This is a genomic window from Micromonospora sp. WMMD975, assembly GCF_029581215.1.
In the GTDB taxonomy this organism is placed as follows: Bacteria; Actinomycetota; Actinomycetes; order Mycobacteriales; family Micromonosporaceae; genus Micromonospora.
Window position 1 is genome coordinate 4,883,496 of the sequence record NZ_CP120739.1, and the last position, 15,623, is coordinate 4,899,118.

Here is a 15,623-nt window from a genome sequence, read left to right on the forward strand (position 1 = left end):
CCGGGCCGTGGATCAGCCCAGACGGGCCAGCACCGGACGCAACGCCGCGGCCACGTCGGGCGCGGTCACCGGACCTCCGCCCGCCGCCTCCCGACCGGCCAGCCCGTGCAGGTACGCCGCGGCGGCGGCCGCCCGCTCGGGAGCCAGCCCGGCGGCGAGCAGCGAACCGAGCAGCCCGGCCAGCACGTCGCCGGTGCCGCCGGTGGCCAGCGCCGGCGTGCCGGTCGGATTGACGTACGCCCGGCCGTCGGGGGTGCCGACGATCGTTCGGTCGCCCTTCAACAGCACCACCGCGTTCATCCAGGCGGCCAGTCGCAGCGCCGCGGCGACCCGGTCCTCCCCCGGCATCTCGCCGCAGAGCCGGGCGAACTCCCGGTCGTGCGGGGTCACCACGATCGGGGCGTCCCGCCCACGCAGCCGGTCGGCGAGCTTGCCGTCGACAAGCAGCGTCAGCGCGTCGGCGTCCAGCACCACCGGCACCGGCGCGGCGAGCACCGCGCGCAACTCGGCGGCGGAGTCCTCGCCGGTGCCGAGCCCCGAGCCGCAGACCCAGGCCTGCACCCGGCCGGCGTCGGCGACCCGGTCGGTGGCGATCACCGACGGGTGCTGGCGCACCACCTCGGCCCGCGCGCCGCCGGCATAGCGGACCAGGCCGGTGGGACCGGCGAGCGCACCGCCGACCGAGAGCACCGCCGCACCCGGGTAGGTGGCCGAGCCGGTCGCCACCCCGACCACACCCCGGGAGTATTTCTCCGACGAGACGCCGAGCGCCGGCCACCAGTCGGCCACGTCGGACCACTCGGTCACCCGCAGCGCCGGTGAGCCGCGCAGCCACGGCGTGAGCCCGATGTCGACCAGGTCGACCTGCCCGGCGAGCGGGGCGGCCGGACCGACCACCAGAGCCGGCTTGAGCGCGCCGAACGCGACGGTCACGTCGGCGCGGACCGCTGCGGGCCGACCGGCGCCGGTCAGCGGGACGTGGCCGGTGTCCACCGCGACGCCACTCGGGACGTCCACCGCGACCACCGTGGCCCGGGTGCCGTCCCGGCCGACGCGCTCGGCCAGGCTCCCGGCGAGCTGGTCGGCCGTCTCCCGCAGGCCGCCGGTGCCGCCGATGCCCACGATGCCGTCGAGCACCAGGTCGACCACGGCGGACGGCCGGTCGACCACCCGCCCACCGGCGGCGCGCAGCGCGGCCAGACCGTCGGCGTGCGCCCGCCCGGGCGTGAGGAGCAGGACGTCGACCGCGGCGCCCCGGCGGGCCAGGCGCGCGCCGGCGTAGAGGGCGTCACCGCCGTTGTCGCCGGAGCCCACGAGCAGCAGCACCCGGGCGCCGTAGACCCCGCCCCGGTCCGCCAGCAGCAGCGCGCACCGGCGGGCCAGCCCGGCCGCGGCCCGTTGCATCAGCGCCCCGGACGGGAGGGTCGCCATCAGCCCCGCCTCCGCCGCGCGGACATCCGCGACCCGCCACACCGGTCTCATGCCATCCCGTCCCGTTCGTCCCCGCCGGCCGGATCGGCCTCGATCACGAACTCACCCTACCGGCGGGCCGGGTCCCGGGCAGGCCGGCGAACGCCCCCTGTGGAAAACCGGCGACGTTGTCCACAGGGACGGCGCGAAGGGTGCCGTCCCGCCTAGCGTCGCCGCTGTCCGGGTCCGGCAGGTGGGGCCGGCGGGGTGGGGAGGTGGTCGTGGTCGAGGAGCCGTTCACCGTCGATCCGGAGTTGCTGCGCGCGGTGGCCCGGAGGCTGACCGACGACGCCTACCGGCTGGCCCACGGGCCGGGCGGGATGCCGACGCCGCCGGCGCCGCCGCCGGACGGCTGGCGGACCGGGGTGGCGCTCGATGATCTGGAGACCGCGGTGCGGCGCTGGTCCGGCACGATCGCGGCGGGGGTGGCCGCCGGCGCCGAGGCGCTACGCGGCGGCGCGGACGGCTACGAGGCGGTGGACGAGCGGGCCGCCCGCCGTGTCGCCGGGGCGTCGCGATGAGCGGCGACGGCGTCCGCGCGGGTCCGGTCGGCTACGCGCAGCTGTGGCGGGCGGATCCGGGCGCCTGGCTCGCCACCGGAGCGGCCTGGCGCGGGCTCGTCGACCCGGTGCGCCGTCGGGCCGACGGGCTGACCGCCCGGGCCGGCGACCTCCGGTCGGGCTGGTCCGGCGCCGCCTCGACGGCCGCCCAGCGGCGTCTCGCCGAGTTGCGCACCGCGCTCACCGACGGGCTGCCCGCCCTGTTCGAGATCGACCAGGCGCTCGCCGAGTTCGCCGCCCGGGTGGGCGCGGCGAAGGCCCGGCTCGGCGCCGAGGTGGCCCGCGCCGAGACCGGTGGCCTGTCCGTGGACCGCACCGGCGCCGTCCGGCCCGACCCGGCCCGGCCCGTCGACCGGGCCGGGCCCGCGGTGGTTCAGGCGCAGGCCGGGATCCGCCGTGCGCTGGCCCTGGCGGGCGCGGCGGATCGGGAGGCGACCGGCCGGCTGGCGGAGATCGCCACGGCGGCGGTGACCGGGTGGGTGAGCGTCCCGCCCGGCTGGCGGCCGGGGCCCGGAGCCGGGCCGGTCGAGGTGCGCCGCTGGTGGACCGGTCTGAGCCCGGCCGAGCAGCGGTGGCTGGTCGGGCACGAGCCGGGCCGGGTGGGCCGCCTGGACGGGGTGCCGGCCGCCGCGCGTGACCGGGCCAACCGGCTGTTGCTCGCCGACCGGCGTCAGGAGCTGCTCGCGCGCCGCCTCGCCCTGCTACGTCCGCTGCCGGCAGGTCCGTTCGAGGTGACCCGGCGTGCTCGGATGGCCGGGGTGGAGGCGGCGCTACGCGGCCTGGACGGGCTGGGTGAGCGTCTGGCGACGCCGTCCGCGCCGCGGGCGTACCTGCTGGGGCTCGACCTCGCCGGGGACGGGCGGGCGATGGTGGCGCTCGGCAACCCGGACCGGGCCGGCGCGGTGCTGACCTACGTCCCCGGCATGACCGCGGACCTGGCCGACGCGCCGGCCGAGTTGGGCCGGGCCGCCCGGGTGCTGGACCGGTGCGCGGCGATCGGGCCGGGCGAGGAGACGGCGGCGGTGCTCTGGCTGGACTACGACGCGCCGGACTTCCTCACCGAGGCGGCCGGCGCCCGGCAGGCCGAGGACGCCGGGCCGGCCCTGCACCGGTTCCAGGAGGGGCTGCGGGCCACGCACGAGGGGTCGCCGGCCCGGCAGACCGTGCTCGGGCACAGCTACGGCTCGCTCGTGGTCGGCGCCGCCGCTCGCGACCACGGGCTGGGCGCGGACGCGCTGGTCTTCGTCGGGTCGCCCGGGGTCGGCGTCGACCACGCCACCGAGCTGCGGATGCCGGCCGGGCAGGTCTGGGCGTCGACCGCGCCGGACGACGTGATCCGGCTCGTCCGCCAGCCGGACGAGCTGGCCCGCCGGGCCGTGCTGGCCGGCACGCCGCTCGGGCCGGCGCTGGCCGTGCTGGACCCGCACTCCGACCGGCTCTGGTTCGGCGCAGACCCGAGCGCGCCGGGCTTCGGTGGCCGGCGCTTCCCGAGCGCAGGGCACGGCCACACCGGCTACTGGGATGCCGACAACCCGGCCCTGGACGGGATGGCGCGGATCGTGCTGGGCCGGTGAGACGCCGGGGCCCGCTCCGTGCCGGGCGTCGATCCGAGCTACTCGACCGTGACCGACTTGGCGAGGTTCCGGGGCTGGTCGACGTCGTGTCCGCGGGCCGCGGCGATCTCGGCCGCGAGCACCTGGAGCGGCACGGTGGTCACCAGCGGCGCGAGCAGCGTCGGCGTACGCGGCACGTAGATCAGATGGTCGGCGTAACGGACCACCGCCTGGTCGCCCTCCTCGGCGATCACGATCGTGCGGGCGCCCCGGGCGCGCACCTCCTGGATGTTGGAGACGACCTTGTCGTGCAGCATGCCCCGGCCGACCGGGGACGGCACGATGCAGATCACCGGCGTGCCCTTGTCGATCAGCGAGATCGGGCCGTGCTTCAGCTCGCCGGCGGCGAAGCCCTCGGCGTGCATGTACGCCAACTCCTTGAGCTTCAGGGCACCTTCCAGGGCGACCGGGTAGCCCACGTGCCGGCCGATGAACAGCACGGTCGGCTCGGACTTCAACTCGCGGCCGAGCTCGCGGACCGGCTCGATCCGGTCCAGCAGCTCGCGCAGCTTGCCCGGCATGTCCTGGAGCTGGGACACCACCGCGCCCACCTCGTCGGCGAACTTGATGCCCCGCACCTGGGCCAGATGCAGCCCGATCAGATAGCAGGCGACGACCTGGGTGAGGAACGCCTTGGTGGAGGCGACCGCGATCTCCGGGCCGCCGTGTGTGTAGAGCACCGCGTCGGACTCGCGCGGGATGGTCGAGCCGTTGGTGTTGCAGACCGCCAGCACGCGGGCCTTCTGCTCCTTGGCGTGGCGCAGCGCCATCAGTGTGTCCATGGTCTCGCCGGACTGCGAGATCACCACGATCAGGGTGGAGCGGTCGAGCACCGGGTCGCGGTAGCGGAACTCGCTTGCCAGCTCCACCTCGCAGGGGATCCGGGTCCAGTGCTCGATGGCGTACTTGGCGACCAGGCCGGCGTGGTAGGAGGTGCCGCAGGCGACGATGAAGATCTTGTCGACGTCGCGCAGGTCCTGCTCGCTGAGGCGGACCTCGTCGAGCGCGATCTCGCCGCTCTCGGTGAGCCGGCCGAGCAGCGTGTCGGCGATGGCCTGCGGCTGCTCCTCGATCTCCTTGAGCATGAACCAGTCGTAGCCGCCCTTCTCGGCGGCTGACGAGTCCCAGTCGATGTGGAAGTCCTTGCCGGTCGCGGGCTGGCCGGCGAAGTCGGTGATCTCGATGCTGTCGCCGGTGATCAGGACGATCTGGTCCTGCCCCAGCTCGACCGCGTCCCGGGTGTGCTCGATGAACGCCGCCACGTCACTGGCGAGGTAGTTCTCGCCGTCGCCCCGGCCCACCACGAGCGGCGAGTTGCGCCGGGCGCCGACCACCGCGCCGGGGATGGCCGCGTCCACGGCGAGCAGGGTGAACGCCCCTTCGAGTCGCCCGCAGACCACCCGCATGGCGGACGCGAGCAACTGCGGGCCGTCGGCTTCACCGGCCGACCGCAGATCGGCGAGCGCACGGGCGATCAGGTGCGCGGCGCACTCGGTGTCGGTGTCGCTGGCGAACTCGACGCCCTCGTCCTCCAGCTCGCCGCGGAGCTTCGCGAAGTTCTCGATGATGCCGTTGTGGATGACCGCGACCCGGCCGTCCGGGGAGAGGTGCGGGTGGGCGTTGCGGTCGGTCGGCCCGCCGTGCGTGGCCCATCGGGTGTGGCCGATGCCGGTGGTGCCGTCGCCGATGCCGATCGGGCTGGCGGCGCAGTCCTCGGGGTTGTCGGCGGCCCGCTCGGAGAGAACCTTCTCCAGGTTGGCCAGCTTGCCGGCCTTCTTCTCGGTCAGCAGCTCGTCGTCGCAGACCACGGCGACTCCGGCCGAGTCGTAGCCGCGGTATTCCAGCCGCCGCAGTCCGTCGAGCACGATGCCGAGCGCCGGGCGCGCACCGGCGTAACCCACGATTCCACACATGGTTCGCAGCCTAGCCGAGTTTCGCTCATCGTGCGTGCGCGGAAGGCGGGTCATCGATCACCAAGCATGAGCGAACCGATCAACATCGCCCCACCCGGCAGACAAATCACCCAGCGCGATCTCCTTTGCCGCACCTCCCCACAACACCCACCTCAAGCGATTGGCCCCTCACCGTCCGTTTCGTCCAGCCGCCTCGACGGATCTGACCGGTAAACAGACTCAGCTTGCACCCGTTTGGCCGTCTTGATGCCCGCGGTGCTCGGGAGACGTCGGTAGGCCGGACGCCAGTTCGGTGATGTGGCGGTATCCGACCACCGGCGATGCCCCCACTTCACCGAACTGGTGTTGATCATGGCCAAACGATCACCGCCCGCGTTTCCTCGCACGAGACCCGGCCGGAGAGTAGGCCACCGTGCGGCCGGTTGCCCGTTTTCACGCCTGCGCGGCGTCCCGACGAGACCAGGTGACTTGGAAGATTTCGGCCCCGGGAGGGGCCGTTACCTTCCAAGATCTCCGACGGGGCGAGGTGAAGCGGTCGCCGGGCGGGCGGGGGCGCGGGGATGGCTTGCACGCCCTACATTGAGGGCCCGGGCGGCATCCCCGGGGTCCATCCCTCCGCGGTCGCCCGCCGCCGTACCCCTGTGAGCTGAGCCGATGTCCGAGACGGCCCCCACCCCCGAGCCGACCCCCAGGCCGAGTGACCCGACGGCGCCGCCGCCCTCCGGCGAGCCCGCCACCTGGACGTCGCCGGACCCGCTGGCCGCGCCGCAGCCCTGGGCGCCGCCCGCGCCATGGACACCGACGCCCTGGGAGCCGACCCCCTGGACGCCCGGGGCCGGCACGAGCGGACAGGCAGGCGGCGCCACCGGCCAAGCCGGCGTCGAAGGACAGGCCCGCACCACCGGACAGCCGACTCCGGACACGCCGGGATGGCCACCGGCCGCGTATCCGCCCGCGCCCCACCAGCCCGGACCGTATCCGCCCGCGCCCCACCAGCCCGGACCGTATCCGCCCGCGCCCCACCAGCCCGGACCGTATCCGCCCGCGCCCCACCAGCCCGGACCGTATCCGCCCGCGCCCCACCAGCCCGGACCGTATCCGCCCGCGCCCCACCAGCCCGGACCGTATCCGCCCGCGCCCTACCCATCTGGACCGTATCCGCCGGGACCATATCCGCCGCCGTTCGCGTACCCCGGGGGGACGCCGCGCCGGTCGGGCGCGGGCTGGGTGCTCGGCGTGGTCATCGCCGCGGTCGTCGCGCTGGTGCTTGCCGTCTGCGGGTGCGTCGGCCTGGGCATGCTCGGCAGCTTCAGCGAGGGGTCGGTCACGTCCGGGGAGCCGTACGAGCCGCCGTTCGTCGACGGGTCCGGGGAGCCGGGCTGGCCGGACGGACCCGGCGGATTCACCGACGAGCCGACCGAAACGCCGGTGGTCCCGGCCACCACCCCGTCCGCCGGGCGTGGCCGGTTCACGGTGGTGTACGAGATCACCGGCACGGGAGCGGCGAACGTCGAGTTCTACGACGCCAACGGCGACTTCCTCACCGTGAACGGGATGCAGCCACCGTGGCGGCTGGCGTTCACCGCGAACGACCGGAAACAGGTGCAGATCGTCGCCATTCCCGATGACCAGCAGCGCGACGGGGTGAGTTGCCGGATCACCGTGGACGGGAAGGTCGTGTCCCGGGATTCGAGCGCAACGGGCGGGATGGCGTCCTGCTTCGGCTGGTGAGGGGCCGGAGACGGGCCGTAGGCTGGCCGCCGTGACGACGACGGATCCGCTGGTGGCCCGCATGCGGCCGTTCGGCACCACCATCTTCGCCGAGATGTCGGCGTTGGCCGTGCGCACCGGCGCGGTCAACCTGGGGCAGGGCTTCCCGGACACCGACGGCCCGCCGGAGATGCTCGCCGCCGCCGCCGAGGCGCTGCGGACCGGTCACAACCAGTACCCGCCGGGGCCGGGGATCCCGGCGTTGCGCGCGGCCGTGGCGGCCCACCAGCGCCGGTTCTGGGGCCTCGAGTACGACCCGGACGGCGAGATCGTGGTGACCGCCGGCGCGACGGAGGCGATCGCGGCGAGCATCCTCGCGCTCTGCGAGCCGGGTGACGAGGTGGTCTGCTTCGAGCCGTACTACGACTCGTACGCCGCCTCGATCGCGCTGGCCGGCGCGGTGCGCCGCCCGGTGACGCTGCGCCCGGGCCCGGACGGCCGGTACGCCTTCGACCCGGCCGAGCTGCGCGCCGCGTTCGGGCCGCGGACCCGGCTGGTGCTGCTGAACTCGCCGCACAACCCGACCGGGAAGGTGTTCACCGCCGACGAGTTGGCCCTGGTCGCCGAGTTGTGCCGGGAGCACGACACGTACGCGGTCACCGACGAGGTCTACGAGCACCTCGTGTTCGCCGACGCCGCCGCGCCGCACGTGCCGCTGGCCACGCTGCCGGGGATGTGGGCGCGCACCCTGCGGGTGTCCTCGGCGGGCAAGACGTTCTCCTGCACCGGCTGGAAGGTCGGCTGGGTGAGCGGCCCGGCGTCGCTCGTCGCGGCGGTGCTGCGGGTGAAGCAGTTCCTCACGTTCGTCAACGCGGGCCCGCTGCAACCGGCCGTGGCGGTGGCGCTCGGCCTGCCGGACGCCTACTTCGCCGGTTTCGCCGACGACCTGCGACGCCGGCGGGACCAACTGGTCGCCGGGCTGGCCGACGCCGGCTTCGGGGTGCTCGCGCCGGAGGGGACCTACTTCGTGACCGCCGACGTCACCCCGCTCGGCGGCCGGGACGGGGTGGAGTTCTGCCGGTCCCTGCCGGAACGGTGCGGGGTGGTGGCGGTGCCGACGCAGGTCTTCTACGACGACGTGGCGGCGGGTCGCACGCTGGTCCGGTTCGCGTTCTGCAAGCGGCCGGAGGTGCTCGCCGAGGCGGTGACCCGGCTGCGCCGGCTCGGGGCGGACGGATGAGCGACGGGTACGCGGAGCGGCTGCGCCGGCTCGCCGCCCAGCGCGGCTGCGACACGATGCTCTCCGGCGTACGTCCGGAATCGGTGCGGGAGCAGGTGGCGGCGCTCGGCGCGGTGGCCGGTGACGACCTGCCCGACGTCTACGGCGAGGGCGGCCCGGTCGCGGAGCTGGAGGCGCGGGTGGCCGGGCTGCTCGGCACGGAGGCGGCCGTGCTGTTCCCCTCCGGCACGATGGCCCAGCAGGTCGTCATGCGTTACGGCGCGGAGGCGACCGGTCGGGCGGGGGTGGGCCTGCACCCGCTCAGCCACCCGATGCTGCGCGAACGCGAGGCGTACGCGCTGCTGGCCGGTGTGCGGGCGGTGCGCACCACGACCGCGCCGCGCAACCCGACGGCCGACGAGGTGGCCGCGCTCGACGAGCCGATCGGCACGCTCCTGCTGGAGTTGCCGCTGCGCGACGCCGGGTTCGTGCTGCCGACCTGGGACGACCTGGTCGCCGTCGTCGCGGCGGCCCGGGCCGGGGGCGCCCGGGTGCACTTCGACGGCGCACGGCTCTGGGAGTCGACGGTTCATCTGGGCTACTCGACGGCCGAGATCGCGGCGTTGGCCGACAGCACGTACGTCTCGTTCTACAAGTCCCTCGGCGGCCACTCGGGCGCCGCGCTGGCCGGCGACGCCGACCTGGTCCGCTATGCCCGCGCCTGGCGGCACCGCTACGGCGGCACGCTGTTCCAGCAGTGGCCGGCGGCGCTCGCCGGGCTCGCCGGGTTGGAGCGGGAGCTGCCCCGGCTCGGCGGATACGTGGGGCACGCGAAGGTGGTGGCCGAGGCGTTGGCCGCCCTGCCCGGCGCCCGGGTGCATCCGACCCCGCCGCACACCCACCAGTTCCGGTTCTGGCTGCCGTACCCGGCGGCGGTGCTCGACGCGGCGAACCTGGCGCTCGCCGAGCGGGAGCGGGCGTGGTTCGTCGGCGGCTGGCGGGACAGCGAGGTGCCGGGGCTGGCGCTGGCCGAGGTGACGGTCGCCGGGCCGGCGCTGGAGTTGGACGCCGGCGCGGTCACCGACCTGGCCGCCCGCTTCCTGCGCCGCCTGCCGACGACCTGACCGGCGGATCGCCGGACCGGGCCGCCGGACCGGCCAGGCGACCGGGCTGGTCAGGCGACCGGACTGGTCAGGCGACCGGGCTGGCGGAGCGGACCTGCTCGGCGATGCGCTCGGCGACCTCGCGCGCGGTGGCCTGGGTGGCCGCCTCGACCATGACCCGCACCAGCGGCTCGGTGCCGGACGGGCGGAGCAGCACCCGGCCGGTCTCGCCCAGTTCGGCCTCGGCCCGCTCGACCTCGGCGCGCACGGCCGGCGCGGCGGCGCCGACGGTACGGTCACCGACCGGCACGTTGATCAGCACCTGGGGCAGCTTGGTGACCACGGCGGCCAACTCGGCCAGGGAGGTGCCGGTGGCGGCCATCCGGGCCATCAGGTGCAGGCCGGTGAGCACGCCGTCGCCCGTGGTGGCGAACGCGGGCAGCACGATGTGGCCGCTCTGCTCGCCGCCCAGGGCCAGGCCGGAGGCGCGCAGCTCCTCCAGCACGTACCTGTCGCCGACCTTGGTCTCGACCAACCGGATGCCGTGCGCGGACATGGCCAGCCGCAGGCCGAGGTTGCTCATCACGGTGGCGACCAGGGTGTCCTGGGTCAGCTCGCCGGCGTCGCGCATGGCCAGGGCGAGGATGGCCATCACCTGGTCGCCGTCGACCTCCGTGCCGTCGGCGCTGACCGCGACGCACCTGTCGGCATCGCCGTCGTGGGCGAGGCCGAGGTGCGCGCCGTGCTCGACCACCGCGGCGCGCAGCGCCTCGATGTGGTTGGAGCCGCACCCGTCGTTGATGTTGAGCCCGTCCGGCTCGGCGTGGATGGCGATCACCTCGGCGCCGGCCTCCCGGTAGGCCACCGGGGCGACGTCGGCCGCCGCCCCGTTGGCGCAGTCGACCACGACCTTGATCCCGTCGAGGCGGTGCGGCACGGTGCCGACGAGGTGCTGGACGTAGTGGTCGGCGCCGTCGAGCAGGTCGTTGACCCGGCCCACACCGGCGCCGGTCGGGCGTTTCCAGGCGGTGGTGGCGTTCGCCTCGACGGCCGCCTCGATCCGCATCTCGATCTCGTCGGGCAGTTTGTGCCCGCCGGCGGCGAAGAGCTTGATGCCGTTGTCCGGCATCGGGTTGTGCGAGGCGGAGAGCATGACGCCGAGGTCGGCCTTGATCTCGGCGGTGAGGAACGCCACCGCCGGGGTGGGCAGCACGCCGACCCGGACCACGTTGGCGCCCGCGCTGGTCAGGCCGGCGACCACCGCCGCTTCGAGCATCTCGCCGCTGGCCCGGGTGTCCCGGCCCACCACCGCGAGCGGCGGATGGCTCCGGTCGGTCTCGGCCAGCGTGTGTGCCGCGGCGACCGCGACCGCGAGCGCCAACTCCGGGGTGAGATCCGCGTTCGCCCGCCCGCGTACGCCGTCCGTGCCGAACAACCGGCCCATACCCGCCAACCTCCGTGGAACTGCCGTTGAGGAGAGAAACGCGGAACGGCCGGGCCGCCCCCGCAGAAGGGAGGCGGACCCGGCCGTCCGTCAGAAGTACAAGACGCTGTAGGAGATCAGCGCTTCGAGTACTGGGGAGCCTTACGGGCCTTCTTGAGGCCGTACTTCTTGCTCTCCTTGACCCGGGCGTCACGGGTCAGGAAGCCGGCCTTCTTCAGGGCCGGGCGGTCGTCGGGCTCGTTGACGATCAGCGCCCGGGCGATGGCGAGCCGCAGCGCGCCGGCCTGGCCGGTGGTGCCGCCGCCCCGCAGGTTGGCGATCACGTCGAACGACTCGGGCTTCTCGGCGGTGACCAGCGGGTCCTTGATGAGCTGCTGGTGCACCTTGCTCGGGAAGTAGGCCTCGAGTTCGCGACCGTTGCAGGTGATCTTGCCGCTGCCGGGGACGATCCGGACCCGGACGATGGCTTCCTTGCGACGGCCCACGGTCTGGATCGGGCGGTCACCGCGGGGCGCGCGCGCGACGGGCGCCGGCGCCTCGGTGGCCTCGGGGGCGACCTCGGTCTCGGTGATGTCGGTCATGCTGCTTCCTTCGCCCGCGCTCACTGCGCGATCTGCTTGATCTCGAACGGCGCCGGCTGCTGCGCGCTGTGCGGGTGCTCGGCACCGGCGTAGACCTTCAGCTTCTTGAGGATCTGACGGCCCAGCTTGTTGTGCGGGAGCATCCCCTTCACAGCCAGCTCGACGGCCCGCTCGGGCCGCTTGGTGAGCAGCTCGTCGTAGCCGACCCGCTTCAGGCCACCCGGGTAGCCGGAGTGGCGGTAGGCAACCTTGGTCTGACGCTTGTTGCCGGTCAGCGCGACCTTGCCCGCGTTCACGATGACGACGAAGTCGCCCGTGTCGACGTGCGGCGCGAAAGTCGGCTTGTGCTTGCCACGCAGCAGCGTGGCGGCGTGGGTCGCGAGGCGGCCCAGCACGACGTCAGAGGCGTCGATGACGTGCCACTGACGCTCGATCTCACCCGGCTTCGGGCTGTACGTACGCACAGGTCTACCTTGTCTCGTCGTCGGTCTGGGGTCGCGCGCCGAGGTAACCGGGGCTTCCCAGTCGAACCAGCGCGCACGAACGACCAAGCGTACCTGATGCGGCACGCCTAAGAATGTCGTACAACAGCAGGCAACGATACCCGGCCGCCCGGCGGCTGGTCAAAACGGGGCGGCCCGGTGTGCGCTCATGGCACAGGTCACACGCCGGCCAGCCTACGCGGCCCCGGCCGCAGGTAGATCACCCAGGTCACCAGGAAGCAGAGCGCGTACCAGCCGATGAAGGCCAGGTAGGCGGCGTCGGCGGTGCCGGAGGTCAGGAACGACTGCCGGAACGCCACGTTCACCAGCACGCCGCCGGACGCGCCGACCGCGCCGGCGATGCCGATCAACGCGCCGGCCAGCCGCCGGGCCCGCCGCTGCGCCGCCTCCCGGTCCCCGGTCAGCTCGGCCTCCGCGGTGGCCCGGGCCCGGAAGATCGCCGGGATCATCTTGTACGTCGAGCCGTTGCCGATCCCGGAGAACACGAACAGCGCCAGGAACCCGGCCAGGTAGAGCGGGAAGGAGTGCTCCCGGGCGGCGTGGAGCACCAGCCCGGCGCCGCCGGCCATCGCGACGAAGTTCCAGAACGTGACCCGGGCCCCGCCGAGCCGGTCGGCGAGCTGGCCCCCGAACGGCCGGACCAGCGAGCCGACGAGCGGCCCGAGAAAGGTCAGCCAGGCGGCGTCGACCGGGGTGGGGAACCGGTCGTGGAACTGGAGTTGGAGCACCTGACCGAAGGCGAAGCCGAAGCCGATGAACGAGCCGAACGTGCCGACGTAGAGCAGCGACATCACCCAGGTGTGCGGGTCGCGGGCGGCCTCGCGCAGCGCGCCGGGCTCGTTGCGCGCCCCCGGCACGTTGTCCAGCCAGCGCGCCGCGGCCAGCGCGGCGAGCACGATCAGCGGCAGGTAGACGGCCGGCACGAGCCGGGGGTACGCGGCCCCCGCGGTGGCCAGCACCGCCAGCCCGACGAGCTGCACCGCCGGTACGCCGAGATTGCCGCCGCCGGCGTTGAGCCCCAGCGCCCGGCCCTTGAGCCGCTCCGGGAAGAACAGGTTGATGTTCGCCATCGAGGAGGCGAAGTTGCCGCCGCCCACGCCGGACAGGCAGGCCAGCACCATGAGCGTGGTGTACGACACCCCGGGCTCGATCAGCACCGTCATCGGCACCGCCGGCACCAGCAGCAGCAACACGCTGACGATGGTCCAGTTCCGGCCGCCGAAGCGGGCCACGGCAAGCGTGTAGGGCAGGCGCAGCACCGCGCCCAGCGCGGCCGGCACCGCGGTGAGCAGGAACTTCCCGGCCGGGTCGATGCCGTACGCCGGGCCGAGGAAGAGCACCGTCACCGACCAGAGGCTCCACACGGAGAAGCCGACGTGCTCGGCGAAGATCGACACGTACAGGTTGCGGCGGGCGATCCGGGCGCCGCCGGCGGCCCAGAACGCCGGGTCCTCCGGACGCCATTCGGTGATCCGTTGCGGCCGGTCGGCGGCGACCGGGGCCGGGCCGGTGGCTGAAGCGAGCGTGCTCACGGGCGACTCCTCCTCGTCGGTGACGAGGGGGACGCTAGGAACCGGCGGTTTCCGTCAGGTGCCCCATGCGGGTCGGCGCGGATACGGAGATCGCACGTCCGCCGGACGGCGGCGGTGAGGCGGTCACAACTCCTGGAGGATCCGCAACGCGCGTCCGACCCGCTGCATGGTCTCGGTGTCCGCCACGTCCACGCACTCGGTGAACCACTTCTTCATCGGCGAGGAGAGCCGGTCGGGCATCACCACGAAGCCACCCATGCGCACGGCCAGCGGCGAGTCGCGCAGCAGCGACTCGTCGACCACCTCCGCCACGATCACGATCGGCACCGCCGTGGAGTTGTAGACGTCGGAGCTGATGACCAGGCCGAACCGTTCCCGGGCACCGGAGATGCGCCAGATCTCTCCCCTACGCAGCACGCGGGCGCCGACCGCGGAACAGGGCGTCGTCGACCATGGCGGCCTCCTGGTCGTCGGCCAGGGCGTCGGCCTCCAGGTCCAGGCCGGCGCGGCCGACCGCGGCGGCGTGCGCGGTGAACACCTCGCGCAGCGCCTTCTCCCGGGCGGCCTGGTCCATCCAGGCGGAGAGGGAGAGCCCTTCCCGCTCGGCGAACCGGCGCGCTTCCTCGATTGTCTCGTCGGAGAACGACAGTGTCACCTTGGCGGTCATGCCAAGCAGACTACCATCGGTATGACCTCCAGTCATCCCGTGCAGCGTCAACAGAGAGATTGGACAGGAGTCAAGCGCAACAACCGAACTCGCTTGCGGATGTTGCGCTTGCTGGGGAAGATTGGTCCGAACGGTCAGGACACGGAGCGCGAGGGTCATTCACCCGGCGCACGCAACGCAGAGCGGTCAGGGGGAAGCATCATGAGCCTCGGCGCCACGAGGACCGCTTCGGTCGCGCCCGCCGAAGGGGCTGAGCACAAGAAGCTGGCCGCCATGGCGGCATTCCTCATGCGGCACCACGCTGCGGGACGGAAGACCGCTCGCCTCGTCATGTCGGATGGGGAGGAGGTCGACGTCCCGGCCCAACTGTTCGACCTCCTGGAGCAGATCACCGCGACGCTCTCCCGCGGAGACGGTGTTGCGGTCAGCGCCATCGCCCGCGAGCTGACGACAACCGAGGCGGCGAAACTGCTCGGCATGTCCCGCCCCACGCTGGTCCGCCTCCTGGAGAATGGTTCCATCGCCTCCCACCGGGTCGGCAGCCACCGACGCGTTTTCCTGGCCGATGTCCTCGCCTTTCGACAACGGCAGATGGAGGAGCGGCGAAAGTCGTACGAGGCCCTCATGTGGGAATCCGACGCGCTGGGTTTCAACGACGACGAGTAGATCCCGGCCGGGACCGGGGGCGCTGGGTAGGGTGTCCACTGTGATCCCCGGCGCCCCCCTGGTGTTCCTGGATGCCAACGTGCTCTTCTCCAGGACGCTTCGCGATTGGATCAGCCTCCTGGCGCTCGAGAGCGACTGCACCGTTTTCGATCTCCGGTACAGCGAGGATGTCCTGGCGGAATGGATGTATCGGCTACGCCGGAAGCGACCCGAACATTCCGAGCAGGCCATTGGAGGACAGCGGCGCAGGTTCGTCGAGGCTTTTCCCTACGGCCTGGTCACCGGCTACTCCCCCAGCGACGTGCCCTGCCCGCCGGACTCGGACGACCGGCACGTACTTGCCGCGGCGATCCACGGCGCCGTCGACATCCTGGTCACCGATGACCAACGCGCCTTCCCTCCGGAGTGTGTGCGAGAACGCCTTTCGGTGCTCACGAGCGACGACTTTCTCAACTGGGTGGCCGACCGTTCTGTGAGCCTGGTGCAACGAGTGACGACTCGCCAGATCGATTACTACCGGCGCAGCCTGGTGGCCCCGGATCGGGATGCCGTCGAGCTGATCGCTTATCTCCGGAAGGCGGGAGCGCCCAGGTTCGCCAGGCGGCTGGAGGAACAGTTGCCCGAGCCACCCGTACGCTGACC

The 15,623-nt window shown here is 73.5% G+C and carries 15 protein-coding genes; 7 read left to right on the plus strand and 8 right to left on the minus strand.

From position 1 onward, the window contains the following. Nucleotides 1-12: 12 nt before the first annotated feature. Nucleotides 13-1,482, minus strand: a complete 1,470-nt coding sequence (locus O7613_RS21465) for an NAD(P)H-hydrate dehydratase (RefSeq protein ID WP_282289736.1) — start codon at nt 1,480-1,482, stop codon at nt 13-15. Between the two features lie 203 nt (nt 1,483-1,685). On the opposite strand from O7613_RS21465, the gene O7613_RS21470 reads away from it, so the two are divergent. Together O7613_RS21470 and O7613_RS21475 are read left to right on the plus strand one after the other, a co-directional pair. After that, nucleotides 1,686-1,991 carry a hypothetical protein gene (locus tag O7613_RS21470; RefSeq protein ID WP_282289737.1) on the plus strand — a complete coding sequence of 102 codons (306 nt, stop codon included), beginning with the start codon at nt 1,686-1,688 and terminating at the stop codon, nt 1,989-1,991. Next, nucleotides 1,988-3,604 (plus strand): alpha/beta hydrolase, encoded by a 1,617-nt coding sequence (locus O7613_RS21475; protein WP_282289738.1) that lies wholly within the window; start codon nt 1,988-1,990, stop codon nt 3,602-3,604. Before O7613_RS21470 ends, O7613_RS21475 begins: the two co-directional genes overlap by 4 nt. A 38-nt stretch (nt 3,605-3,642) precedes the next feature. Here O7613_RS21475 and glmS read toward each other — a convergent pair whose 3' ends face one another. After that, nucleotides 3,643-5,556, minus strand: coding sequence for a glutamine--fructose-6-phosphate transaminase (isomerizing) (glmS, locus tag O7613_RS21480; protein WP_281586660.1), 1,914 nt, complete (start codon nt 5,554-5,556; stop codon nt 3,643-3,645). Nucleotides 5,557-6,792: 1,236 nt separating this feature from the next. On the opposite strand from glmS, the gene O7613_RS21485 reads away from it, so the two are divergent. From O7613_RS21485 to O7613_RS21495, 3 genes are read left to right on the plus strand one after another with little or no spacing between them, the layout of a single operon-like run. Beyond that, the gene (locus O7613_RS21485) at nt 6,793-7,287 is read left to right on the plus strand and encodes an MmpS family transport accessory protein (RefSeq protein ID WP_281586659.1); all 495 of its coding nucleotides are present in this window, start codon (nt 6,793-6,795) and stop codon (nt 7,285-7,287) included. Nucleotides 7,288-7,318: 31 nt separating this feature from the next. After that, nucleotides 7,319-8,506 (plus strand): pyridoxal phosphate-dependent aminotransferase, encoded by a 1,188-nt coding sequence (locus O7613_RS21490; protein ID WP_282289739.1) that lies wholly within the window; start codon nt 7,319-7,321, stop codon nt 8,504-8,506. Then, complete coding sequence (locus O7613_RS21495) at nt 8,503-9,609, plus strand: beta-eliminating lyase-related protein (RefSeq protein WP_282289740.1); 1,107 nt, start codon at nt 8,503-8,505, stop codon at nt 9,607-9,609. Before O7613_RS21490 ends, O7613_RS21495 begins: the two co-directional genes overlap by 4 nt. A 67-nt stretch (nt 9,610-9,676) precedes the next feature. On the opposite strand, the gene glmM is transcribed toward O7613_RS21495, so the two are convergent. The 6 genes from glmM to O7613_RS21525 all read right to left on the minus strand — a co-directional run bounded on the left by glmM (nt 9,677) and on the right by O7613_RS21525 (nt 14,315). Then, the gene (glmM, locus tag O7613_RS21500) at nt 9,677-11,032 is read right to left on the minus strand and encodes a phosphoglucosamine mutase (RefSeq protein WP_282289741.1); all 1,356 of its coding nucleotides are present in this window, start codon (nt 11,030-11,032) and stop codon (nt 9,677-9,679) included. 116 nt (nt 11,033-11,148) lie between these two features. Continuing rightward, nucleotides 11,149-11,613 carry a 30S ribosomal protein S9 gene (gene rpsI / locus O7613_RS21505; protein WP_281586655.1) on the minus strand — a complete coding sequence of 155 codons (465 nt, stop codon included), beginning with the start codon at nt 11,611-11,613 and terminating at the stop codon, nt 11,149-11,151. A 20-nt stretch (nt 11,614-11,633) separates the two neighbouring features. After that, nucleotides 11,634-12,077 (minus strand): 50S ribosomal protein L13, encoded by a 444-nt coding sequence (gene rplM / locus O7613_RS21510; RefSeq protein ID WP_281586654.1) that lies wholly within the window; start codon nt 12,075-12,077, stop codon nt 11,634-11,636. A gap of 197 nt (nt 12,078-12,274) precedes the next feature. Beyond that, the gene (locus tag O7613_RS21515; RefSeq protein WP_282289742.1) at nt 12,275-13,648 is read right to left on the minus strand and encodes a nitrate/nitrite transporter; all 1,374 of its coding nucleotides are present in this window, start codon (nt 13,646-13,648) and stop codon (nt 12,275-12,277) included. A 123-nt stretch (nt 13,649-13,771) separates the two neighbouring features. Continuing rightward, complete coding sequence (locus tag O7613_RS21520) at nt 13,772-14,065, minus strand: type II toxin-antitoxin system PemK/MazF family toxin (RefSeq protein WP_282289743.1); 294 nt, start codon at nt 14,063-14,065, stop codon at nt 13,772-13,774. Continuing rightward, on the minus strand, nt 14,055-14,315 hold the full coding sequence (locus tag O7613_RS21525; protein ID WP_282289744.1) for a DUF6364 family protein: 261 nt from the start codon (nt 14,313-14,315) through the stop codon (nt 14,055-14,057). Before O7613_RS21525 ends, O7613_RS21520 begins: the two co-directional genes overlap by 11 nt. 201 nt (nt 14,316-14,516) lie before the next feature. Between O7613_RS21525 and O7613_RS21530 the strand changes: the two genes are divergently transcribed. Together O7613_RS21530 and O7613_RS21535 are read left to right on the plus strand one after the other, a co-directional pair. Further along, on the plus strand, nt 14,517-14,981 hold the full coding sequence (locus O7613_RS21530; protein ID WP_281586651.1) for a helix-turn-helix domain-containing protein: 465 nt from the start codon (nt 14,517-14,519) through the stop codon (nt 14,979-14,981). A gap of 40 nt (nt 14,982-15,021) precedes the next feature. Further along, entirely contained in the window at nt 15,022-15,621 is a 600-nt protein-coding gene (locus tag O7613_RS21535) for a PIN domain-containing protein (RefSeq protein WP_282289745.1), read from the plus strand. Nucleotides 15,622-15,623: the final 2 nt, after the last annotated feature.